Here is a 21,445-nt window from a genome sequence, read left to right on the forward strand (position 1 = left end):
GATCGGCCCCTGATCGGCCGACCGGCGGGCGCACGACGTCGACCGCAGCGCCGCGGAGCAGCGGCCAGCCGCGACCCGTTCCTCGCGCTGCTGCTCGCGCTCGACGAGGGCGCGGTAGGCGGCGTGGTCCAGGAGCTGGTCCCAGTCGCCACGCCCGGCACTGCTGCATGATCTTCTGCTGGTCTTTGGGCGGTACATGTACCCCTGGCAGCGCATCACCAGCTGCGGCTGGGCGTCGTCGACGCCGGCATCGGTGGCCCGCCGCGCGCCCCCGACGAGCTGGGCGAGTGCCGTTCCGCGGCAAGAAGATCACCAACGCTGCGGGGTACCGGTCCCGAGCGGCATGATGGGCATGTGCTCGGCGCCACCGCTCACATTCGGCCGGTAGGGCCGGACTCCCGACGACGACCCGGTCGTGCCGCTCGGCACCGCATGGCGCCGGCCCGATGGCGCCCTGAGGGAGTGAGCCATGGCGCGGTTCGGAGTGGTCGGTGAGGAACTGGTGGTCCGCCTGGCGTGGTGGGAGAAGGCTGTCGTTCGACGCTGGAAAGTGAGTGTCCCGTTGGCCGCGGTCGAGAGCGTCACCGTACTGCCGGAGTGGTGGAGGCTCCTGCGGGGGATTCCGGGCCGGCGCCTGGTGGTGCCCGGCGCGGTCTGTCTGGGGACATGGGAGCATCGCGGCGAGGACTTCCTCGCGATCCGCCCGCGGCACCCGGCGGTCGTCTGCGTCGACCTGCGCGCGCCGTCGCCCTTCGTGCGCATTGCCGTCAGCTCGCCGCACCCCGAGCGGATGGCGTCAATGATCCGCAGCGCCATGAACCGGGCCCGGCATCGGCCCTGATCTGCCGATTTGATCCCGGCATACAGGTGTGGGCCGGCGCGGTGCGCCGCTTCGTCACCCTCGACGACATGACTCCGTTCGTCGTCGATGCCTACCGGTGGTCGGCGACTGACACCACGCCTCGTCGAGAGCTGAGTGGACCGCGGTCGGGGTGAGGTCACGTCGCTCTTCCTGGCCGGACGGTGCTGTTCGCCGTGTGCTCAGCGCGTTCAGGTCACACAGCACCCTGATTCCTCGGAACTTTCCGAGGAACTCGACGTGTGCGCGGCCTTGGTCCTGGCCGCGATGGTGGACTTGGCGATCATGCTCAGCCGTGCAGGAGCGAGCGCCCGCCCAGGCGCTGACCGGCTCCCAGGGGACGAATCTCGCCACCGGAGCGGCGGTTGTCACGCATCACCGACCTGCCCGCCCGGCGCGCGCGGAGAAGGCGCGCTGATGGATGTCAGCGGCCTTGTGCCAGCGCTGGGCGGGCGAGCAGGTCGGTGTCGGTGGTCTCTGAATTCCGAAACCGCCGACACCGGGTTGTGTTCGGTCAGCGGTGGCTGGCATTCGGTGCGGCAGAAGTCTTCTACTACCGTGAGGCGGGGCAGCTGCGCTGCGGCGGGCAAGAACGGCGCTACTTCTCGAGTTCCGGGATCAGCCCTCCGGCCAGCACTATCCGCGCCTGTCGCGGTGACAGACGGTGCCAGAGGCGGTACTCCTCGCCCTTGGTGACATTGCGTGCTCGTACCTCGTCGGCTTCGCCCTGCAGGACTGAGTGGAGCTCGTCCAGCATCAGAACGTCGCCTTGGTCGGTGCGGTCGAAGTCGTCCCTGTCAGGGAATTCCAGTGGGACGACCGGGATCCGTGACGGCTCCGGCCAGGACGGAGGCTGCCGCGGTGTCCGGTCCGGTGAACAGAGCCAGACCGCGTCCTCCGCCGTGCCGGAGCGGCCGGGGAAGTTCCGCGGGAACGTCCCGCAACGAGTCCGGCCACGCGCGGGCGCCTGGCCGATGCCGATGCAACCCAGACAGCCGGCCTGGTGGATACGCGCGCCGGCGGTGACCAGATCCAGAGTGGCCCCCATTGTCCAGAGTGGCCCCCATTGTTGTGAGGTCTGCCAGGATCTCCCGCGAGGTCGGGTTGATGCCGAAGCTGACCTGCGCACTCGTCTGAGGGCCCTTGACCACGGCGGCCGTGATCGCGTAGTCGCGCAGCCCGGGATCGGCGGACGAGCCGGCCACGACCTGACTCACCTCCTCACCTGCCACCTCCCGCACCGGGACCACATTCCCCGGCGAGGACGGCTTTGGCGATCAGCGGCTCCAGCGCCGACAAGTCGATCTCCTCCTCCATGTCATACGTGGCGTCGAGGTCGGGCAGGATCTCGGTGAAGTCCTCCTCCCTGCCCTCAGCGGCCAGGAACGCCCGTGCCGCGCCGTCCGCGGGGAACACGGTGGTGGTGGCGCCCAGCTCGGGCACCCATGTTGGCGATGACATGGCGGTCCATGGCCGACAAGCCGGCAAGCCCCGGACCGTGGTACTCGGTGATCCGGTGCACGCTGCCGCTCACGCCGTGCCGCCGCGGCATCTCCAGAATCACGTCCTTGGCCGACACCCCTGCGGGCAGCTCGCCAGACATCCGTACGCCCCAGATCTGCGGCATACGGATGTGCAAGGGGCGGCCGGCCATCGCCATCGCGACGTCGATCCCGCCTACGCCGATGGCGAGCATGCCCAGCGCCCCGGCGGCGCAGGGCCTCTGGTTCACGGTGATTGCCCCACGGTGGGCAGGGCATGGGCGTGGCTGCTTACCATGGTCAGGGGCAGCAGTGACGATCGCGCCGCAACCGTCGCACGCGGGACTCGCTTCGCCTCCATGGAGGAGATCGCAATGGCTACCGGCACTGTGAAGTGGTTCAACGCGGAGAAGGGCTTCGGCTTCATCGAACAGGCGGGCGGTGGCCCGGACGTGTTCGTCCACCACTCGGCCATCGCCAGCACTGGATACCGCGAACTCAACGAGGGCCAGAAAGTCCAGTTCGACGTGGTTCAGGGCCCCAAGGGTCCGCAGGCCGAAAACGTCACACCCGCCTGACCCGGTCCTGGACCGCATGGGCGAGGGCAGTCCGATCAGCTGCGATGGACAATTGCGGCTCCGCGGGTGACGGGACCTGGCTGCGGTTCCGCTGGGGCCGTTCGGCCCTATTGCAATGACTAGGAAGCGGCGGGCAGGAGCGGCACAATGATCGCGGCCGTGGGGCACGCAGATCTGACCGCGGCCACGCTGGAGCCGGTGCAGGGTGGGTTGTGCGGCGAGTCAGCGGCACGGTCCGAAGTGACCACCCGGAATGCCGGACCGAGTACCTGCGCCCTCTGGCGGGATGCGGCCAGGCCGCGCGGCGCCGGTGAACCTCAGGATGGATCGAAGCATCGGAAACCCCCTCGGGTCAGGCGGACTTGGCGTGCCGCAGGACGACGCGCAGCCGTGGCGGGATCATCCTGACGCTTCCCCGTAGTGCGGACGGCCGATCTCGCGGGCCAGGTCCAGGCCGAGGACACGGTCCAGGTGGACGAAGGTCTCGAACTTCGCCCCGGCTGGCACGTCCATAGCCGTCTCCAGATCCCGCAGTAGGCCGAGTACGGCGGGGGTGTCGAGACTGTTCTCCAGCTCGTAACGGACCGGCCGCAGGCGGTCGGCGGGCATTGGCTTCGACGGCAGCTCTGCCCAATCGGCTACGGCACGCCGCCATCGCGCCAGCCTGCGGCGGGCCACATCGAGGGCATCGGCACGGAGCACCACCGGTTCGTAGTGGGCGTAAGAGAGCAGGAGCAGGCGTACGGCGAGCGGATCCTGCCCCTCAAGTCCCACCAGGGAAACGGCCGTGCGTGCCTCCGCGACCTGGACAGAGGCCCCGCTCCCGCCCTCGTACGCGCGGGCAGTGAGATGTACGCCAAGTGGCTCGCTGTGCACGTCAGCGATCTGGTCCGGGGGCCCGTGTACGTCGGCCGGGCGGATACCCATGGCAACAGCCGATGCCACTTTCGGGCCGATCCACCTGACAAAGACGGGCATGCCACGGAGCTCGACGACGCGCGCCAGCACATCCGCGACCAACAGCACGCGCAGGCCGGTCAGACCGCCCGGCTCACCGGGCGGCGGCACATGGGCACAGATCCGCAGCGGCCCACGGCCAGCCAGTTCGTCAACCTTGCGCAGCACATCGCCGAGCCTAGGCGCCCCGGCACGACTCCACATCTGCGCGACCCGGACGCGGTCGTTGCGTGCAGCCCGAAAGGCTCTCATGCTCAGGGCTCGGGGGTGCCTCCATGTCCTTCGTCAAGGTTGAGAGGGCTCATCCGGTGGCCGGTTCGGGGGTGCGTGACTCGTAGAGGGTTCCGTCGCGGAGCATGGCGAACAGGACGCTGATGCGTTGGCGTGCGAGGCGGAGGAGGGCTTGGGTGTGGGTTTTGCCGCGGGCCCGCTGGCGGTCGTAGTAGGTGGGGGATGCCGGGCCGTGCAGGGCGGCGAACGCGGACAGGAGCATGGCCCGTTTCAGGAGCCGGTTGGTTCGTGGGGCGTGTTCGCCGTGGATGGAGGATCCGGAGGACTTGGTGGCTGGGGCGAGGCCGGTGTAGGAGGCCGGGTGGGCGGCGGTGGGGAAGTTGCTGCCGTCGCCGATGGTGACGAGCAGGGTGGCGGCGGTCCTGACGCCGACTCCGGGCATCGACGTCAGGACCTGGGAAAGTCGATGGCCCGTCGTTGCTCGTGGACGGCGACGAGCGAGCGGGCCAGCGGAGGCACCACCGTGTCGAGTGTTCCGGTGCCGGGGACGACGACGGTCTGTTCGTCCAGGGCATTGCAGATGTCGCTGACCAGGCGTTCGGCCATGCGCGCGCGGGGCCTTGGGACGTATGAGGCTGATCAGCCGTCGGGGTCCTGCCTTGCGCAGAGCGGCGGGCGATCCGGATCGCTCGAGGAGGTGGGTGACGGCCGGGCGGTCCAGGCGGGGTCCCAGGACGCGTTCCAGGCTGGGGTGGAACTGGGTGTGGGGCATGGTGCGGGCGCCGTCTGCGATGACGTGGGCGTCGCGGGCGCCGGTCTGGGCTTCGCCGGGGTAGCGGTCGGCGATCCGGCGCATCGCCAGGCCGGGCAGGTAGGCGACCTCGCAGCCGGCGTCCTTGGCCACCGCGAGTGGCAGGGCACCGATGGATGCGGGCTGGTCAACGATGACCAGCACGCGGCCGAACTTCGCGGTCAGCTTGTCGAAGACTCTCTGATACCTGCACGGTCGCGGCCATGATGATCGCCCCCACATGCCTCTGCGGTGACCTCCAGCTTTCGCCGCTGACGTTAGGCCGCATGGCAGGCGCAGGTATGTGAGGGGTGCTTACGTACGCACCGGTAAATCAGGCGGCTGTTTCAGGTCAACGAGTCGAGGGCGGCGAGGATGTCGGCCGGTTCGGCCCGCTGGGTGTAGTCGGTGGTGACAAAAGCCCAGCAGATGGTGCCCTCGCGGTCGATGACGTACGTCGCAGGCAGCGGAAGGGTCCGGGGGGTGACCGCCGTTCACGCGCTGCAGTTCGATGCCGAAGGAGTCGTAGACGGCCGCCAGGTCGCCTGGCAGGTCGAAGGCGAGCCCGTACTGCTTGGCGGTGTCGGAGCCGACGTCGCTGAGGACGTCGAAGGTGAGCTCGTGCTTCTCGCTCAGAGACAGCGACTCGTCGGGATCTGTGGCGAGACGGCCACCAGCTTCGCTCCGCGGGCGGAGATCTCGTCGTGGTGCTGCTGCAGCACGCCCTAGTCCCGCGGGGTCGTCTCCTCGCGGATCACCGCCTGGGCGACCCGGAACGCCGAGTTGGCGGCCGGCACGCCGCAGTAGACCGCCGCCTGGATGAAGACCTCGCGGATCTCGGCCGGAGTCAGCCCGTTCCGCAGCGCGGCTCGCGTGTGGAACGTCAGCTCCTCGAGGTGCCCGCTCGCGATCAGCGCGGTGAGCGTGACCGCGCTGCGGGTCCGCCGGTCCAGCCCGTCGCGGGTCCAGACCTCGCCCCATGCGTACCGGGTGATCAGCTCCTGGAAGTCGCCGGTGAAGTCGTCCGCCGCGGCCAGGGCCCGGTCCACGTGCGCGTCCCCGAGCACCTCGCGGCGGACCTTCATCCCGGCCTCGTAAGGGTCGGGGCGCACCGCCCCGACGGCATGCGGCTGCTCGGGGGCCGGAGCGATCTGGGCGACCGGGGCGACCGGCGCGGAGATCGAGGGGAACACCGGCGGCGCCGGGATCGCGGCCAGCGTGTCCTGCCAGGCCGACGAGAAGTGGCGTACCAGCAGGTCGGTGACCGCTGCGGGCTGCTCCACGGGCGCGAGGTGGGACGCGCCGGGGACCAGCGCGAGGCGGGCGTCGGGGACGCCGGCGACCAGGGTGCGGGCCTCGGCGGGTCCGGTGAGCTGGTCCTCGGAGCCGACCAGGACCAGGGTGGGGATGCCGACCCGCCCCAGGTCGGCCCGCACGTCGAAGGCGGCGAGCGCCTCGCAGGCGGCGATGTAGCAGCCGGGGTCGGTGGTCCGCACCATCTGGACGGCCCATTCGACGATCGCGGGCTGCGCCGTCACGAAGCCCGGCGTGAACCAGGCGTCGGGCGCGGTGCGGGCCATCGGGTCCATTCCGTTCGTGCGGACGATCACGCCCCGCTGGCGGAACTCGTCGGCGGTGCCGAACCGGGGCGAGGCCGCGACGAGCGCCAGCGAGGCGACCCGGTGCGGGAGCCGCAGCGCGAGATCGATGCCGACCGCACCGCCGATCGAGCAGCCGACGTACCCGAAGCGCTGCACGCCGAGTCCGTCGAGGGTGGTGACGAGGCGGTCGGCGAGTTCGGTCACCGAGCTCGCGGGGTGCGCGGGGGCACCGCCGTGGCCGGGCAGATCGAAGCGGAGGACGCGCCACTGCTGGGACAGCTCCGGTATCTGCCTGTCCCACATGTGCCATGTAGTGCCGAGCGATGGTCCCAAGATCAGGACTGGTGCGTCTTCTGGCCCGTCAGAGCGGTACTGCAGGGTGCGTGTCGTCGTCGTGCTCACCCACTCACGCTCCCACATCTCACAATTTCTCACCGACGGGGGTCGGGACGCTGGCCAAACCTCCCCACGCTTCCGCCGCCGGGCGCAGGTCCTCCACGTCCGGCTTGACGTACCACTTCTTGGTCGTCTTGACATCGGTGTGCCCCGCCCACAGGGCAAGGAGGTGATCCGGCACCCCGTTGTTCGCGAGGTACGTGAAGCAACTCGCGCGGGCATCGTACAAGCGGACCCGCCGCAGCTCGTTCTCGGCCATGACCTTGTACGCCCGCACGCGCAGATGCCGCCCGTTGAGTGCCCTCCCGAGTTCGTCCACGAGCACGTACCCGCTGTCCTCGTACGCCTCCCCCGCCGCCAGCTTCTCGGCCACCTGCGTGGCCCTGAAGCGCTTCAGGGCCTCCCTGATCAGAGCGGGCAGGGGAAGCTGCCGCTCACCGGCGAGAGACTTCGTGTCCTTCTCCACCACGGTCCTGTTCCCCACCAGTGTTCGCGTGTTGGCAATGGCCAGGGTGGCCTTGCCCAGGTCGACGTCGGCCCAGCGGTGCCGCAGACCTCCGCCGGACGCAGGCCTGTCAGGGAGAGAAGGAGGGGGGCGTACAGCCGGTCGTCCTTCACCGCGAGCACAAAGGCATGAACCTCCGCCACGCTCCAGGGCGGCACCACCGTCTTGGTCTTCCGCTCCGCCTTGCGTGCCTTCCGAGGGATTGGGCAACGTTCACGGCGACCAGGCGCCGCGTCACCGCCCGGTTGAGTGCGTCCTTCAGTCGCGCGAGGGACATCTCTACCGAGGTCACCCCTAGCCCCGGCATTTCACTTGCGGTGGGTCCGGATCCTGAGCGGAAACGCGAAAGTGCCTTCTGAGCTGGGATGATGAGGCTTGTCTAGCCCTCGCCGCGCCCTGGGCGACTGCGGAGGGCTAATGTCCCCGCCCTGCCCCTTCCCGAACCGGGGGCAAGCCCCGGACCGGCCCACCGGGCGGGTACCCGGCACGCCCCGTGGAAGCGGGCCCCGCCCCACAGCGCCTCGCCGCGTCCGGGCCGCTAGGGTCGCAGGAGGGGCGTACGCGCGAGGGAGGCCACCGACGTGAAGCTCACAAAGAAGTCGCACGCCTGCATCCGGCTGGAGAAGGACGGCCGCACGCTCGTCATCGACCCCGGCGGTTTCAGCGAGGAGGACGCCGCACAGGGCGCGGACGCCGTTCTCGTCACGCACGAGCATCCCGACCACTTCGACGAGCAGCGCCTGCGCGTGGCCATGGACGCCGATCCGGGGGCCGAGATCTGGACCCTGCGGAGCGTCGCCGACCGGCTCTCGGCCGCCTTTCCCGGTCGCGTGCACACCGTCGGCAACGGTGACACCTTCACCGCCGCCGGTTTCGACGTCCAGGTGCACGGGGAACTGCACGCCGTGATCCACCCCGATCTGCCGAGGATCACCAATGTCGGCTTCCTCGTGGACGGTTCGCTGTTCCACCCCGGCGACGCGCTGACCGTCCCCGAGCAGTCCGTGGAAACGCTGATGCTTCCGGTGATGGCTCCCTGGAACAAGATCTCCGAGGTCATCGAGTACGTGCGCGAGGTCGGGCCGCGCCGTGCGATCGACATCCACGACGCCCTGCTGACCGAGCGCGCGCGCCCCGTCTACGACACCCACCTGGGCAACCTCAGTGGTGCCGAGCACAGCAGGCTCGGCTCCGGGGAGTCCGCCGACGTCTGACGGGCGCGCCGCCGACCGTCGGACCGTACTGCCACTCTTGCTGTCACACCCCGCGGTTACGCTTGCGGCATGCGCATCGCCACGTTCAACGTCAATTCGATCACCGCCCGGCTGCCGCGCCTGCTCGCCTGGCTGGAGAGCAGCGGCACCGACGTGCTGTGCATCCAGGAGACCAAGTGCACCGCGGAGCAGTTCCCGAGCGAGGCCCTGAAGGAGCTCGGCTACGAGTCCGCGGTCAACGCCGACGGCCGGTGGAACGGCGTGGCGGTGGTCTCCCGGGTCGGGCTCGACGACGTCGCCATGGGGCTGCCCGGCGGCCCGGCGTACGGCGGCGTGCAGGAGCCGCGCGCACTGAGCGCCACCTGCGGCCCGGTCCGCGTCTGGTCGGTGTACGTGCCGAACGGGCGGGAGGTCGCCCACGAGCACTATGTGTACAAGCTGGCCTGGCTGGAGGCGCTGAAGGACGCCGTCGCCGAGGACGCCGCGCGCGACCGGCCGTTCGCCGTGCTCGGTGACTACAACATCGCGCCGACGGACGACGACGTGTGGGATCCGTCGTTCTTCGAGGGTATGACCCATGTGACCGAGCCGGAGCGGGCCGCGCTGGAGCGGCTGCGCGAGGTCGGGCTCTCCGACGTGGTGCCCCGGCCGCTCAAGTACGACCACCCGTTCACCTACTGGGACTACCGCCAGCTGTGCTTCCCCAAGAACCGGGGCATGCGCATCGACCTGGTCTACGGCAACGAACCGTTCGCCGAGGCCGTCAAGGACAGCTATGTCGACCGTGAGGAGCGCAAGGGCAAGGGTGCCTCGGACCATGCCCCTGTCGTGGTCGATCTCGAGCTCTGAGGCGCCTCCTGCGCGCCGTGTGGTGCGCCCGTCCATGGGAATGCGAGGCTGAGGTATGAACATCCCTTTCTTGGACAACTGGCGCAAAAAGCATGGCGGTGAGCGGGGCGGGCAATCGCTGGCCTCCGCCGTCGGCGGCGACCCCGACGGCGTGGCCGAGCTCCTCGCCGAGTGCGAGCTGCTGCGGGTCCGGGCAGGGCAGCAAGGGCTGGAACTGGACGACACCCCCACGTCGTTGGAGGCGCTCGACCAGCTGCCCCCGCGCTGGCGGGAGGATCCGGAGGAACTGCCCTGGGTGGGCAACGACGCGGGCCTCTATCTCGGCACCGTGATCGTGCGGACCGTCCGGGGTGCCTCCTGGCATGTCTGGCCGGGTGGTCACCCGGTGGTGCGGCTCGCGTCGGGGCGGGAGATCAACGTGGTGGAGGCGGGGCTGGACTGGGCGGCGCACGGCTCTCCCGAACTGTCCCAGGTGTACGCGGAGGCGGCCGAGGCCTGACGGTCCCGGCCACCTGCGGGATGGTAAATACGGCTTATGCCCTACTTATGCGTGTCGCCCCTGAAGTCCCTTGGCGGCCTGGATAGTTTGCGCTGACCCGACACCGCTGAGAAATGGGGCAGGGCAGCGTATGGGCGTCGATCCGTTGATCGAGCTGCGTGACGTCGACAAGCACTACGGGCAGATGCACATCCTCCTGAACATCAATCGCAGGATCTGCGGTGGCGCGCGCGACCCCGGACGGCTCGACTACGATGGGCCGTTCATCCCTGTGATGACGGCGGCCTCGCCGACCCGCACCGGGATGGGCAGTCCCTGACACCCAAGGCCGTGGACGTCGCCCCGGCCGTACCCGTCCCGGCGGCAGCCGGAGATCACTTCTTGTGCAGTGGGACCGACAGGTACGACGGGTCGGCCGTGGGCGAGGAGAAGGTCAGCTGTGCGCCGGACGGGTTGTGCTCGATGTAGAGCGGGTCGACGGTGTCGGCCACCAGGGCAAGACGATGGCCGGCCGGTACGTCGTAGGCGGTGGAGAACAGCTCCAGGTCCACGGCGAACGGCCGGCCCGGGGTCCGGCCGTGGAAGGTGTACGGGGCGTTGCTGACCAGCTTGCCGAGGCCGAGCGGTCCCACGTCGTAGAGGTACGCGACGAGGGTGCCGCTCTCCTTGGTGCCGGTGACCGTGGTGTGCAGCTTCACGGTCCCCCGGATGCGCTGCTCGGTGGCGTACCGCTCGGACTGCCAGACCGCGGCGAACGACCGCGGCAGCAGGGGAATCGAGGCGATCGGGGGCAGCTTCAGGAACTGGTCCAAGGTGCTCGAAAGCATCACGATCCCGCCGTTGGCACCGGAGTCGACGTTCGCGTGGATCGTCTTCGTGCCGCCGAGCGCCATCTTGCGGGCGTCCGTGCCGACCGACTTCCAGTCGGGGTACGTCTCGTAGCCGCCGGAGGAGCGGGACTTGATACGGACGGGCTGCTCGCGGTCCACTCCGTTGTCGGCGCCCTTGAGGTGGTGGTCGAACCAGCGCCGGGCGCTGGTCCAGGTGTCGTTGGGCAGTCCGAGCAGGCCGGTGGCCTCGGCCGTGGCGTGGTCGCCGGGGCGGAACTCCAGTCGCTTGGGGACCGTGAGCCGCTCGTAGAACTCGGCGTACTGGTTGGGCGGGAAGATGGTGTCGCCCCAGGCGTTGCCGAGCATCACGGCGGCGCCGTTGCGATTGATGCGGTCCAGGTAGGTGGCGGGGGAGCGCTGCTTTCCCCAGGCGAGCATCTCGTCCTCCTTGGCCAGGTTCGAGCCGAGGAAGTCCTTGGTGAACTGCTGGAGTTCGGGGCTGGGGCGGCCGGTGAGACAGCCCGCGCCGACGAGGAGCGCGGCAGCCTGGAGGTGCTGGGTACGGCCGCTGTAGATGGAGTCGGTGAGGTCGGCCCAGCCGCTGAGGGCCGCGACCGTCTTGATCCGCTCGTCATGCGCGGCGGCGAGCAGACTGATCCCGGCGGCGTACGACATTCCGGCCATGCCGATCCTGGACGGGTCCGCAAGGGTGTTCGCGAGCGTCCAGTCGATGACCTTGGATGCGTCGGCGATGTCCGGCGGCCCCGCCACTTCGATCTGCCCACCGGACTGCCAGAAGCCGCGCACGTTGTAAGTGACCACGACGTAGCCGGAGTCGGCGAGCTTCGTGGCCTGGGCGAGGTATTCGACCTGCGGCGTGGCCCAGCTGGTGGGCAGCACGATGACGGGGTACGTGCGCGAGCCGTGGGCGTCCACCGGGGTGACGACATTGGCCTTGAGCACGGTGCCGCCGTCGCCCTGGATGTCGACGAACCGTATACCGGGCCGGTCGGCGGCTGCGGCCGGAGCCGCCGGGGCCAGCCCGAAGGCGGCGCCGGCCAGGAGGGCGGCCGAGACGGTGCCGGCCGTGGTCGTGCGCAGGGCCTTGTGGGGGTGGGCCATCGGTCACTCCTGACTCGTGCCGGTCCGAAAGTGACCCGAAGGTAACCGGCCGCGCTCACCTGAAGTAACCCGTCGGTAAGTTACGCAGGGGTAACGATTGTTGGACGTCGTGTCAACGAGGGATCAGGGGACGTCACCGCAGCGCGCTCTTCGCCTGCCACTCGGCCCAGTTCGGATTCCACTCGCCGTAGCCGTTGTTGGGGGCGATCGTGCCCTTCGCGTCCGCGCCCGTGATCTCGAACGGATCGCCCGGCCTGACCGCGTCGTACACCGCCTTCGCGTCCGCGAGCGCTGCGAGGCCCGTGGTCGCGGCGGCGCGGACGGTGGTGCGCGGGCGTATGCGGACGTGGCTGCGGCTCAACTCAAGACCTCCGTGGCGATCTGTTCCGCCGGTACAGAGTCAGGAGGAGCGGACGGGGCTGCGTACATGCCGGGTATTTCCTTCGTTGGCGGATGTGACATGTCAGACAGTGCGCCCGTTCTGCACCCTGGCGGATCCGCCCGCGGGAAGCCACCGTTGTCCCGTACGCATCCAGCCTGCGAACGGAGACGTCGTGACACCCTTCGTGCTTCCGCACACGCTGCTCGGCGACGGACCGCACCGCGTCATCGCCGTGCACGGCTGGTTCGCCGACCGCGGCGCCTACGCCCCCGTGCTCGCCGATCTGGACCTGGCCTCGTTCACCTACGCCTTCGTCGACCTGCGCGGATACGGAGAGGCGATGAGCACCCCCGGCGCGTACACCACCGGCGAGGGCGCCGCCGACCTGGTGGCGCTCGCCGGTCGGCTCGGCTGGGACCGCTTCTCGCTCATCGGTCACTCCATGGGCGGATCCGTCGTCCAGCGCGTGTCCGCGCTCGTACCCCACCGGGTGCGGCGGCTGGTCGGCATCTCACCCGTGCCGGCCGGCGGACTGCCGATGCCACAGGACCAGTGGGGGCTCTTCGCCGACGCCGCCGACAGTCCGGCCAACCGGCGCACCATCATCGACATCACCACCGGCTCGGTACGGCCCGCCGCCTGGCTGGACCGCATGGTGCAGCGGTCGCTGCGGCGCAGCGACCCCAAGGCCTTCCGTGCCTGGCTCGACTCCTGGGCGGTCGAGGACTTCCACAGCGACGTCGAGGGCTCGACCGTCCCGGCGCTCGCCGTCGTCGGCGCACTCGACCCCGCGCTGGGCGCCGGGCTGATGCGGGACACGTGGCTGCGCTGGTACGCACGGGGCGAGCTCACCGAGCTGGCGGCCGCGGGGCACTACGCGATGGACGAGACACCGCTGCAACTGATCCGTACCGTCGAGGACTTCCTGCGGGCCGACGCATGAGCACGGCCACGGTCCCCGACGTGTTCGACCCGCGGATCTACGCCGACGGGCCGCCGCACGACGCCTTCCGCGAACTGCGCGACCGTCACCCGGTCGCCTGGCAGGACGAGTACGAGGTGCTGGGCTGGCCCGCCGGGCCCGGCTTCTGGGCGGTCACCCGCCACGCCGACGTCGTCCGCGTGCTCAAGGACGCGGAAAGCTTCTCGTCGTGGCTCGGAGCGACTCAGATCCGCGACCCCGACCCGGCCGATCTGCCGTTCATCCGCCGCATGATGCTCAACCAGGACCCTTCCCCTCGCCACGCGGGGGAGGCCCCATCGGACCACGGCCGGCTGCGGCGACTGGTGAGCCGGGCCTTCACCCCCGGCCGCATCGACCGCTTCACGGCTGCCGCGCGGGCCAGGGCACGGGAACTGCTCGGCGCCGCACGCGAGTCCGGCCCGGTCGTCGACCTCGTCGCCGCCGTCACCGACGACTACGCCCTGCTCAACCTCGCCGACCTGCTCGGCGTACCGGAGAGCGACCGGGGACTGCTGCTCACGTGGACCGAGCGCGTCATCGCGTACCAGGACCCGGACGAGCCGGCCGTGCTCGACGGCGACGGGAGACCGGTCAATCCGCGCTCGCCCGCGATGCTGCGCGAGATGTTCGACTACGCACACGAGCTCGCGGCGTACAAACGGCGCCGCCCCGGCGACGACGTCATGACCTCGCTCGCCGCGCCCGGACTGTCCGACGCCGAGCTGGAGATGTTCTTCTTCCTGCTCACCGTCGCCGGGAACGACACGGTCCGCAGCGCCGCGCCGGGCGGGCTCCTGGCGCTCGCCGGGCACCCGGACGAGCAGCGGCGGCTACGGGCGGGGGAGGTGGGCGTGGACACCGCCGTCGACGAACTGCTGCGCTGGCATCCGCCGGTGCTGTCGTTCCGCCGCACGGCGGCCCGCGACGTGAGCCTCTCCGGCCGGACGGTACGCACCGGCGACAAGGTCGTCGTCTTCCACGCCTCCGCCAACTACGACGAACGCGTCTTCGCCGACCCGCACCGGCTCGACCTGTCCCGCTCGCCGAACCCGCATGTCTCCTTCGGGGGCGGCCCGCACGTGTGCCTGGGCGCGCATTTCGCGCGCCTTCAACTGCGCGTGCTGCACGAGGAGGTGAGGGAGGCGCTGCCGTTCCTCACGGTCGCGGAGCCGCCGAGGCGGCTCGTGTCCAACTTCATCAACGGGATCAAGGCACTGCCGGTGGCGCTGTAGGTTCCGCCGCGGAGCGGACGGTTGCCCCGTCCAGGTGCGGAAGGTGGTGGCCGAGGCGCCCCTGCTTGGTCCGCAGATAGAAGATGTTCTCCTTCCGCGGCGGGGTCAGAAGCGGAACCTGCTCGGTGACCTTGAGGCCGTGCTGGAGCAGAGCATCGCGTTTGCGCGGGTTGTTCGACAGCAGTCGTACGGACCGCACCCCGAGGTCGTGGAGCATGTCCGCCGCCACCCGGTAGTCGCGGGCGTCCGCAGGGAATCCGAGCGCGAGATTCGCGTCGACGGTGTCCAGCCCCTCCGCCTGGAGATGCATCGCCTGGAGCTTGGCCAGCAGGCCGATTCCCCGGCCCTCGTGCCCCTGGAGGTAGACGAGCACGCCGCGTCCCTCGCTCACGATGGCTCGCAACGCCGCGTCCAGCTGGTCCCCGCACTCGCAGTGCCGGGACCCGAAAACATCCCCGGTCAGGCACTCCGAATGCACCCGGACCAGTACATCGTCCCCTTCGGCGTCGCCGTGCACCAACGCAATTTGTTCGTCCCCGCGATGACGGTCCAGATATCCGACGGCGAGAAAGACACCGTAATCGGTGGACAACTGGACGGTTGCCCTGCGTTCGGCATCCGTGGAACGAACGTCTTGGTGATGCGGGACATCTTTGTCTGTCATGGCGGTATCCTGTCGGGTAGCCTCTGGCAGGGACATGATTGATGGGGGAGAACTCGACCCACCCGTTTATCCAGGTGTTCGAGCAGTGCATCTCATGGCGCGAGGAACGGGGCGAAGAAAGAAGGGTTCGGGGACATGAGCGGCCTGTACGCGCGACCGCCGGAGTGGGGACTTCTGCCGCTGGACACGACGGAGGACGCGGGGACGGCGCGGGCGAAGGTCGCCGTGCTCCCCATCGGCAGCTTTGAGCAGCACGGACCGTACCTCCCCCTGATGACCGACACGGTCATCGCCTGCGCCATCGCCAGGGAGGTCGCCGCCGCGTATCCGGTTCTCCGGCTGCCTCCGCTGACCGTCTCCTGCTCCCACGAGCACGCCGACTGGCCGGGAACCGTCAGCATTTCCGCCGTGACCCTCCATGCCGTCGTCCGGGACATCGCGGAATCGCTCCGCCGCTCCGGCGTCGCCAACCTGATCCTGGTCAACGGCCACGGCGGCAACTACGTCCTGCGCAACGTGGTCCAGGAGTCCGCCGGCAGCGGCACGCGCATGGCGCTTTTCCCCGGCCCGGACGACTGGAACGCGGCGAGGGACCGCGCCGGTGTGCGGACGCCGTCGCACAGCGATATGCATGCGGGTGAAGTGGAGACCTCCATCCTGTTGCACGAGCATCCGGAACTCGTCCGGCCCGGACATATGACCTCCGATTTCGTCGTCGACGACCGACGGCATTTGCTCACTCTCGGCATGCGGGCCTACACCGCGACCGGAGTCGTCGGCCGTCCGTCGTTGGCATCGGCCGAGAAGGGCAAGGAATTGCTGGCCGGCCTCGTCGATTCCTTTGCCGGATATTTCTCGCTCCTGGTCCCGGCGGAATCCGCGGATCCGGCCCCGCGGGGGACCTGTTGAACGGGCCCGCCGCACCCCGGGGCGCCGGCACACTCGACGCTTCGCGAGCCTGGGAACTGCTGCTCGGGCTGCGGACCGAAGCGGAGGCCGACGCGGTCGGGCTGCTCCGCGGCACCGACGGCCGGCGCCGCTGGCGGGACGCCTCGCCCGAGGCGGACGTGCTCGCCGACCGCTACCTCCCGCTGTGCCTGGCCGGCCCCCGATTCACCTTCGCCCAACTGGGCCAGAGCCTCGACGGTTTCATCGCCACCCGGAAGGGCGACTCCGACTACGTCACCGGAGCGGAGGACCGTGAGCATCTGCACCGCCTGCGCGCACTCTCCGACGCGGTGGTCGTCGGTGCAGGTACCGTCGTCGCGGACGATCCCCGGCTGACGGTCCGTGCCTGCGCCGGAACCGACCCGGTGCGCGTCGTCCTCGACCCGAACCGCCGGGTGCCGCCGCGACGCCAGGTGTTCACCGACGGGGCGGCGCCGACCCTGTGGGTGGTGAGCGCCGACGCCGGGCGCGGGTGTAGCGCTGCGGACGCCGTCGGCATGAACGGCGTCGACGTTCTGACCCTCCCCGACAGCGCCGCGTTCGCCCCCCGGCGCCTGGTGCACGAGCTCGGACGCCGCGGCCTGGGCCGTGTGATGGTCGAGGGCGGCGGCGTCACCGTGTCGCGCTTCCTGCACGACGATGCGCTGCACCGGCTGTATCTCACCGTGGCACCGGTCCTGATCGGTGACGGCGTTCCTGGGCTCGGCTTCCCCGGACCCGATCTGATGCGGGACGCGCTCCGGCCGCCGATGCGCCGGGCCGCCCTCGGCGAGGACACCCTCTTCGAACTCGACCTGCGCACGCCGGATTCCGCCGAACCAGTCGACGGCGAGCACCACGGCGCCGGGCAAGCAGGCGGCGAACGCGAGCAGTCCGTACGCCACGGCGACGGTCAGCCCCTGGGCGGAGCCCAGGCCGGCGGCCCCGAACGCCCAGGCGGTGACTCCCTCCCGGGGGCCCCAGCCGCCGATGTTCAGAGGTAGCGCCATGGCGAGCAGCGCGAGCACCATCAACGGCAGCAACTCGGTGACCGGCGCCGTCGATCCCGCCGATCGGGCGGCGAGGAGCAACATGGTGAGGTGACCCGCGAGCACCGCGACCGACGCGATCAGCACGCCCGGCCAGCTGCCTCGGGCGAGCAGCCCGAGGCGCGCCTCGGCGAGCATGGTCCGGACGGCGCGGCGCCGCCGCGAGGTGGCCGGCCTCCCCCGGAGTCCGGCCACACCGACGACCGTCAGCCCGCACACCACGGCGAGGGCAGCGGCGGCCTCCGGCGTCGCGGCGAGCCGCACCGCCTCGGCCGGGGCGCGGGAGACGTGCGCGATCAGGAGCACGGCACCGGCGGTGACGAGGACGGCCTGCCCCGCGATCCGCTCCAGCAGGACCGCCCGGACGCCCCGGCCGACGTCACCGGCACTCCGCCCGTGCCGTACCGCCCGGTGGACGTCGCCGAGGACGCCGCCGGGTAGCGCCGCGTTGAGGAACACCGCGCGGTAGTAGTCCGCGACGGCCCGGCCGAGCGGCAGCCGGATGCTCAGACCACGGGCCACGAGCCACCAGCGCCACGCGCTGAGCACGGTCGTGAACAGGCCGAGGCCGAGAGCGGCCAGCAGAGTGGGGCCGTCGATCCCGTGCAGCCCGTCCAGGAAGGCGCCGGTGCCCTGCCACCACAGCACCGCCGCGAGGATGCCCGCTCCGGCGAGCATGCCGAGGCGGGCCCGGACCGCCCGGACCGCCCGGGTCACGAGGTGACGCCCGTCCGCCGGGGCAGGGCGAGCACATCACTGTGATGCACCACCACCCGCAACTCGCCCGCTTCGCAGGCCGCCAGACGCCGCCGCAAGTAGGCGTCGGCGCCGGACGCGAGCTCCGGCCGCTGTGTCCGCGCGGCGCCGACCCAGCCCCGCAGCCACTCCGCGGTCAGGGCCGACATCGACGTCGCGTCGCGGGCGCCCGTGGCCGCATCCTCCGGGCCGACGGCCTTCCGCGAAGCGGCACCGAGCCGCCACGGGCTGGTCTGCACCCGTACGGTCATGCCATGACGGGCGAAGGCCACGGAGGCCGCGGCGACGGCGTCGGGCCCGAGCAGTCGGCGGCCTCGATCCCACCGGCGCTGGTGGGCGTTGAACGCGTCGGTGATGTCGGCGTCCATCGGATCGGCCGGGGCGAGGTCGACCCGCCCCAGCACGGAAAGAGCCAGCAGCGCCGGGCAGCGGGCGCCGGCGCAGGCCGCGACCAGCCCGTCCAACTCGTCGCGGGTGAGCAGGTCCAGCAGGGCCGAGGCGGTCACCAGCGAGGTGCCGGCCAGACCGTCCGCCGTCAGCCGGGCGATGTCGCTGCGTTCCGTCGTGACCGTGACCGGGCTGCCGTCCGCCGCCGTACGGGGCAGGCTCTCGGCGGCCAGCTCGAGCAGACCGGCGTCATGGTCGTGCAGAATCCAGTGCTGCGGCCCCTCCAGCCGGGGGGCCAACCAGCGTCCCATGGAGCCGGTGCCGCAGCCGAGGTCGCGGATCACCAGCGCCCCGTCCCGGCCCGTGCGGTGTCCCGGGCCGGCCGGGCGTGGCAGATGACGGCGCAGCGGTTCGAGGAGTTCGGGTGCCCGGGCCGCGGCGTCGGCGGCCTCCCGCAGCGCCAGCCACTCCGGTGGGTAGCGCGTGACATGGGTCGCGCTCATGCGGCCTCCAGAGTTTCCTGCCGGATCTGTTCCAGCGCCCTGGCCAGGTTCCGTGAGGTGGTCTCCCAGCCGGCCAGCGCGGTGCGCCGCCGGCGGGCGGCCGCCTTCGAGCGATGGCGTTCGCCGGGGTCGGCGAGCCAGCGACGCAGCGCTGCGGCGAGTGCAACCGGATCCTCGGGCGGGACGAGGAAGCCCGGCACACTGCCGTCGGGTGCGTGCCCCATCGCCTCCGGCATTCCCCCGACGGCCGTCGCCAGCACGGGAACACCGCGCGCGAGCGCCTCGGTCACCACCATGCCGTAGGTCTCGGAGCGCGAGGGGAGCACCAGGAGGTCCGCAGCGGCGTAATCCGAGTTCAGCCCGGGGCCCGTCCGGGGGCCGACGAGGCGCACCCGGTCGCCGAGGCCGAGCTCCCCGATCAGCTTCCGGACCTGGTCGACGTAGCCGGGACTCTGGCCCAGTCCACCGACGCACTCGCAGGTCCACGGCAGGTCGGCGACCGACGCCAGGGCCCGCACCAGCAGATGGTGCCCCTTGCGCGGGGTCACCGACGCGACGCACAGCAGGCGCGGGGGTCCACCGGCCGCGGGGCCGGTTCCGGCACCGGTCGCCAGGGGCGCGATGTCGGCCCCCGGGACGGCGACATGGACGCGTCCGGGGGCGAGTTCGTGGTGGTCCACGAGTCGGCCGGCCGCCCAGTTGCTGGTCGCCACGACCGCCGCCGCGGCCTGCAGCGTCCTGCGTTCGGCTGCGTCCAGAGCGGCGGCCACGTCCGGGGCGAGGCCGGTCTCGTCGCCCAGCGGCAGGTGGACCAGTACGGCCAGGCGCAGCCGTTCGGCCTCCGGGACGACGACCTCCGGGACACCACAGGCGACGAGTCCGTCGAGGAGGACGAGGGAGCCGTCCGGCGCGGCACGGAGCGTCCGGGCCAGTTCCTCGCGCGCGTCGGTCCCGGGGCGTGGCCAGTCGCCCGCGACGGTGTGCTCGTGGACCTGCCAGCCGATCTGCGGCAGTTCCCGGCATACCCGGCGGTCGTAGGTGTTGCCGCCGCTCGGCGACGTCGGATCGTCGACGCCTGCGGGCATCACGACCCGGACCAAGCGCCCGGGCGCAGCGACGCCGGCCGCTTGGTCCGCCGCCTGGTTCACAGCGCCCGCTCGTAACTCGCCCATGCGATGTGCGACTCGTGCAGGGTGACCGTGATGCCGGACAGGCCCCGGGCACCCTCGCCCAGCGCTCCGGCGTGCACCCGGTCGGCCAGGCGGTCGGTGATGACCTTGGCCAGGTACTCCGTCGAGGTGTTGATGCCGGCGAACGCGGATTCGTCGTCCAGGTTCCGGTAGTTGAGCTCGCCCACGACGGCGTTCAGCTCACGGGTGGCCAGTCCGATGTCGACGACGATGTTGTCGGCATCCAGCTCGGGACGGCGGAAGGTGGCGTCCACGAGATAGGTGGCTCCGTGCAGACGCTGGGCGGGTCCGAAGACCTCGCCGCGGAAGCTGTGCGCGATCATCAGGTGCTCGCGGACGGTGACGCTGAACAAGTGCGGTGACCTCCCGGTCGACGGATCCGGCAGCCGACGGTGCTGCCCTGCCTTTCACTACGGCCGCAGTGTGCCGTGTGTTCACGGCCGGAGGTCAGACGCGATCCGCGCCCGTGTCCGCGTCGTACCGCACACGGTGGCACAACCCGGGAAGGTCCCCTGCGGCGATCCTTGGCATCACGGACGGCAGCTCCTCGAACGCGCACTCGCCGGTGATCAGTGCGTCGAAGGACGGGTCGGCGAGCAGGTCGAGCGAGAGCGCGAGCCGGTCGGCGAAGGTCCTGCGGGAGCGCCGGGCCTCGGCCACCCTGCCCACCTGACTGCCGCGCAGGACCAGTCGGCCGGAGTGGAACGCCTCCCCGAGCGGCAGGCTGATCCGCCGGTCGCCGTACCAGCTCAGCTCCAGGACCGTGCCCTCCGGCGCCAGCAGTTCCAGCGCGCGCGTGAGTCCCGCCTCGGTCGCGCTGGCGTGGACGGCGAGGTCGCAGTCCCCCAGGGCGTCCCCGGGGAGCGCGAAGTCGACACCCAGCGCCTCGGCCACGGCGCCGCGGGCGGGATCGGAGTCGATCAGCTGGACCCGGACACCGGGGTACCGCGCGACGAGAGCGGCGACGGAGCAGCCGATCATGCCGGCCCCGACCACGGCGATCCGGTCGCCGACCATCGGCGCGGCGTCCCACAGCGCGTTCACCGCCGTCTCCACCGTGCCGGCCAGCACCGCCCGCCCGGCGGGGACGGTGTCCGGCACCGGGGTCACGGCGCTCGCCGGGACGACATAGCGGCTCTGGTGCGGGTAGAGACAGAAGACCGTGCGCCCGACGAGGTGCCGCGGGCCCTCCTCGACCAGACCGACGCTGAGATAGCCGTACTTCACGGGCCCGGGGAACTCGCCGTCCTGGAAGGGCGCCCGCATCGTGGAGTACTGGCTCTCCGGAACGCCCCCGCGGAAGACCAGGCTCTCCGTGCCCCGGCTCACCCCGGAACAGAGCGTGCGCACCACGACGTCGTCGGTGCCCGGTTCGGGCAGCGGCACGTCCCGGATCTCGCCGCTGCCGGGGGACCGGAGCCAGAAGGCGCGTGCGCGGCTCTCCAACGACGTCCTCCCGCTGAACGCTGGTGTGGGGAT

General features: G+C 70.9%; 23 protein-coding genes and 3 pseudogenes. 10 read left to right on the forward strand and 16 right to left on the reverse strand.

The features are described from left to right. Positions 1–469: 469 nt before the first annotated feature. A complete protein-coding gene (locus ACWCP0_RS04185; RefSeq protein WP_451077298.1) occupies positions 470–841 on the forward strand; it encodes a hypothetical protein in 372 nt (123 codons plus the stop codon). 616 nt (positions 842–1,457) lie between these two features. Here the strand turns inward: ACWCP0_RS04185 and ACWCP0_RS04190 are convergent. From ACWCP0_RS04190 to ACWCP0_RS04200, 3 genes are all read right to left on the reverse strand, one after another. Then, positions 1,458–1,907 carry a hypothetical protein gene (locus ACWCP0_RS04190; protein WP_451077299.1) on the reverse strand — a complete coding sequence of 150 codons (450 nt, stop codon included), beginning with the start codon at positions 1,905–1,907 and terminating at the stop codon, positions 1,458–1,460. Between the two features lie 173 nt (positions 1,908–2,080). Then, positions 2,081–2,320: a hypothetical protein gene (locus ACWCP0_RS04195; RefSeq protein ID WP_451077394.1), complete on the reverse strand. Its 240-nt coding sequence runs from the start codon at positions 2,318–2,320 to the stop codon at positions 2,081–2,083. Next, positions 2,232–2,555 (reverse strand): aconitase family protein, encoded by a 324-nt coding sequence (locus tag ACWCP0_RS04200; RefSeq protein WP_451077388.1) that lies wholly within the window; start codon positions 2,553–2,555, stop codon positions 2,232–2,234. Before ACWCP0_RS04200 ends, ACWCP0_RS04195 begins: the two co-directional genes overlap by 89 nt. 159 nt (positions 2,556–2,714) lie before the next feature. Between ACWCP0_RS04200 and ACWCP0_RS04205 the strand changes: the two genes are divergently transcribed. Continuing rightward, positions 2,715–2,918 (forward strand): cold-shock protein, encoded by a 204-nt coding sequence (locus ACWCP0_RS04205; RefSeq protein WP_451077300.1) that lies wholly within the window; start codon positions 2,715–2,717, stop codon positions 2,916–2,918. 399 nt (positions 2,919–3,317) lie between these two features. Here ACWCP0_RS04205 and ACWCP0_RS04210 read toward each other — a convergent pair whose 3' ends face one another. From ACWCP0_RS04210 to ACWCP0_RS04230, 5 genes and pseudogenes are all read right to left on the reverse strand, one after another. Further along, positions 3,318–4,043: a hypothetical protein gene (locus ACWCP0_RS04210; RefSeq protein WP_451077301.1), complete on the reverse strand. Its 726-nt coding sequence runs from the start codon at positions 4,041–4,043 to the stop codon at positions 3,318–3,320. 133 nt (positions 4,044–4,176) lie between these two features. Further along, a pseudogene (locus ACWCP0_RS04215) lies at positions 4,177–5,106 on the reverse strand (transposase); the annotation flags it as partial. 137 nt (positions 5,107–5,243) lie between these two features. Then, a pseudogene (locus tag ACWCP0_RS04220) lies at positions 5,244–5,615 on the reverse strand (redoxin domain-containing protein); the annotation flags it as partial. Between the two features lie 6 nt (positions 5,616–5,621). Next, a complete protein-coding gene (pcaDC, locus tag ACWCP0_RS04225) occupies positions 5,622–6,917 on the reverse strand; it encodes a bifunctional 3-oxoadipate enol-lactonase/4-carboxymuconolactone decarboxylase PcaDC (RefSeq protein ID WP_451077302.1) in 1,296 nt (431 codons plus the stop codon). A 1-nt stretch (position 6,918) separates the two neighbouring features. After that, positions 6,919–7,377 (reverse strand): tyrosine-type recombinase/integrase, encoded by a 459-nt coding sequence (locus ACWCP0_RS04230; RefSeq protein ID WP_451077303.1) that lies wholly within the window; start codon positions 7,375–7,377, stop codon positions 6,919–6,921. 602 nt (positions 7,378–7,979) lie between these two features. Here ACWCP0_RS04230 and ACWCP0_RS04235 point away from each other — a divergent pair. From ACWCP0_RS04235 to ACWCP0_RS04250, 4 genes are all read left to right on the forward strand, one after another. Next, on the forward strand, positions 7,980–8,612 hold the full coding sequence (locus ACWCP0_RS04235; RefSeq protein ID WP_451077304.1) for an MBL fold metallo-hydrolase: 633 nt from the start codon (positions 7,980–7,982) through the stop codon (positions 8,610–8,612). 69 nt (positions 8,613–8,681) lie between these two features. Further along, the gene (locus ACWCP0_RS04240; RefSeq protein ID WP_451077305.1) at positions 8,682–9,461 is read left to right on the forward strand and encodes an exodeoxyribonuclease III; all 780 of its coding nucleotides are present in this window, start codon (positions 8,682–8,684) and stop codon (positions 9,459–9,461) included. A gap of 55 nt (positions 9,462–9,516) precedes the next feature. Beyond that, a complete protein-coding gene (locus tag ACWCP0_RS04245; RefSeq protein WP_451077306.1) occupies positions 9,517–9,960 on the forward strand; it encodes a DUF6278 family protein in 444 nt (147 codons plus the stop codon). A 130-nt stretch (positions 9,961–10,090) separates the two neighbouring features. Further along, complete coding sequence (locus tag ACWCP0_RS04250) at positions 10,091–10,279, forward strand: hypothetical protein (protein WP_451077307.1); 189 nt, start codon at positions 10,091–10,093, stop codon at positions 10,277–10,279. Between the two features lie 55 nt (positions 10,280–10,334). Here the strand turns inward: ACWCP0_RS04250 and ACWCP0_RS04255 are convergent, their stop codons facing one another. Then, positions 10,335–11,912 (reverse strand): CocE/NonD family hydrolase, encoded by a 1,578-nt coding sequence (locus tag ACWCP0_RS04255; RefSeq protein WP_451077308.1) that lies wholly within the window; start codon positions 11,910–11,912, stop codon positions 10,335–10,337. A gap of 133 nt (positions 11,913–12,045) precedes the next feature. After that, a complete protein-coding gene (locus tag ACWCP0_RS04260) occupies positions 12,046–12,273 on the reverse strand; it encodes a hypothetical protein (protein WP_451077395.1) in 228 nt (75 codons plus the stop codon). Between the two features lie 193 nt (positions 12,274–12,466). On the opposite strand from ACWCP0_RS04260, the gene ACWCP0_RS04265 reads away from it, so the two are divergent. Beyond that, the gene (locus ACWCP0_RS04265) at positions 12,467–13,237 is read left to right on the forward strand and encodes an alpha/beta fold hydrolase (protein WP_451077309.1); all 771 of its coding nucleotides are present in this window, start codon (positions 12,467–12,469) and stop codon (positions 13,235–13,237) included. Then, positions 13,234–14,490 carry a cytochrome P450 gene (locus ACWCP0_RS04270; RefSeq protein ID WP_451077310.1) on the forward strand — a complete coding sequence of 419 codons (1,257 nt, stop codon included), beginning with the start codon at positions 13,234–13,236 and terminating at the stop codon, positions 14,488–14,490. Before ACWCP0_RS04265 ends, ACWCP0_RS04270 begins: the two co-directional genes overlap by 4 nt. On the opposite strand, the gene ribA is transcribed toward ACWCP0_RS04270, so the two are convergent. Beyond that, entirely contained in the window at positions 14,465–15,154 is a 690-nt protein-coding gene (gene ribA, locus ACWCP0_RS04275) for a GTP cyclohydrolase II (protein ID WP_451077311.1), read from the reverse strand. The two genes, ACWCP0_RS04270 and ribA, sit on opposite strands and share 26 nt — an antisense overlap. A 135-nt stretch (positions 15,155–15,289) precedes the next feature. Between ribA and ACWCP0_RS04280 the strand changes: the two genes are divergently transcribed. Beyond that, a complete protein-coding gene (locus ACWCP0_RS04280) occupies positions 15,290–16,063 on the forward strand; it encodes a creatininase family protein (RefSeq protein WP_451077312.1) in 774 nt (257 codons plus the stop codon). Beyond that, positions 16,060–17,085, forward strand: coding sequence for a RibD family protein (locus ACWCP0_RS04285; RefSeq protein ID WP_451077313.1), 1,026 nt, complete (start codon positions 16,060–16,062; stop codon positions 17,083–17,085). Before ACWCP0_RS04280 ends, ACWCP0_RS04285 begins: the two co-directional genes overlap by 4 nt. Here ACWCP0_RS04285 and ACWCP0_RS04290 read toward each other — a convergent pair. The 5 genes and pseudogenes from ACWCP0_RS04290 to ACWCP0_RS04310 form a co-directional block, all read right to left on the reverse strand. Then, positions 17,014–17,808: pseudogene (locus ACWCP0_RS04290) on the reverse strand (lysylphosphatidylglycerol synthase domain-containing protein); the annotation flags it as partial. The gene ACWCP0_RS04285 and the pseudogene ACWCP0_RS04290 overlap by 72 nt on opposite strands. A gap of 35 nt (positions 17,809–17,843) precedes the next feature. Continuing rightward, a complete protein-coding gene (locus ACWCP0_RS04295; protein ID WP_451077314.1) occupies positions 17,844–18,776 on the reverse strand; it encodes an SAM-dependent methyltransferase in 933 nt (310 codons plus the stop codon). Further along, the gene (locus ACWCP0_RS04300; protein ID WP_451077315.1) at positions 18,773–19,948 is read right to left on the reverse strand and encodes a glycosyltransferase family 4 protein; all 1,176 of its coding nucleotides are present in this window, start codon (positions 19,946–19,948) and stop codon (positions 18,773–18,775) included. The genes ACWCP0_RS04295 and ACWCP0_RS04300 overlap by 4 nt, the downstream gene beginning before the upstream one ends. Continuing rightward, positions 19,921–20,319, reverse strand: coding sequence for a 6-pyruvoyl trahydropterin synthase family protein (locus ACWCP0_RS04305; protein ID WP_451077316.1), 399 nt, complete (start codon positions 20,317–20,319; stop codon positions 19,921–19,923). Before ACWCP0_RS04305 ends, ACWCP0_RS04300 begins: the two co-directional genes overlap by 28 nt. 94 nt (positions 20,320–20,413) lie before the next feature. Further along, complete coding sequence (locus ACWCP0_RS04310; RefSeq protein ID WP_451077317.1) at positions 20,414–21,412, reverse strand: zinc-dependent alcohol dehydrogenase; 999 nt, start codon at positions 21,410–21,412, stop codon at positions 20,414–20,416. Positions 21,413–21,445: the final 33 nt, after the last annotated feature.

The organism is Streptomyces sp. NPDC001970 (assembly GCF_053594115.1).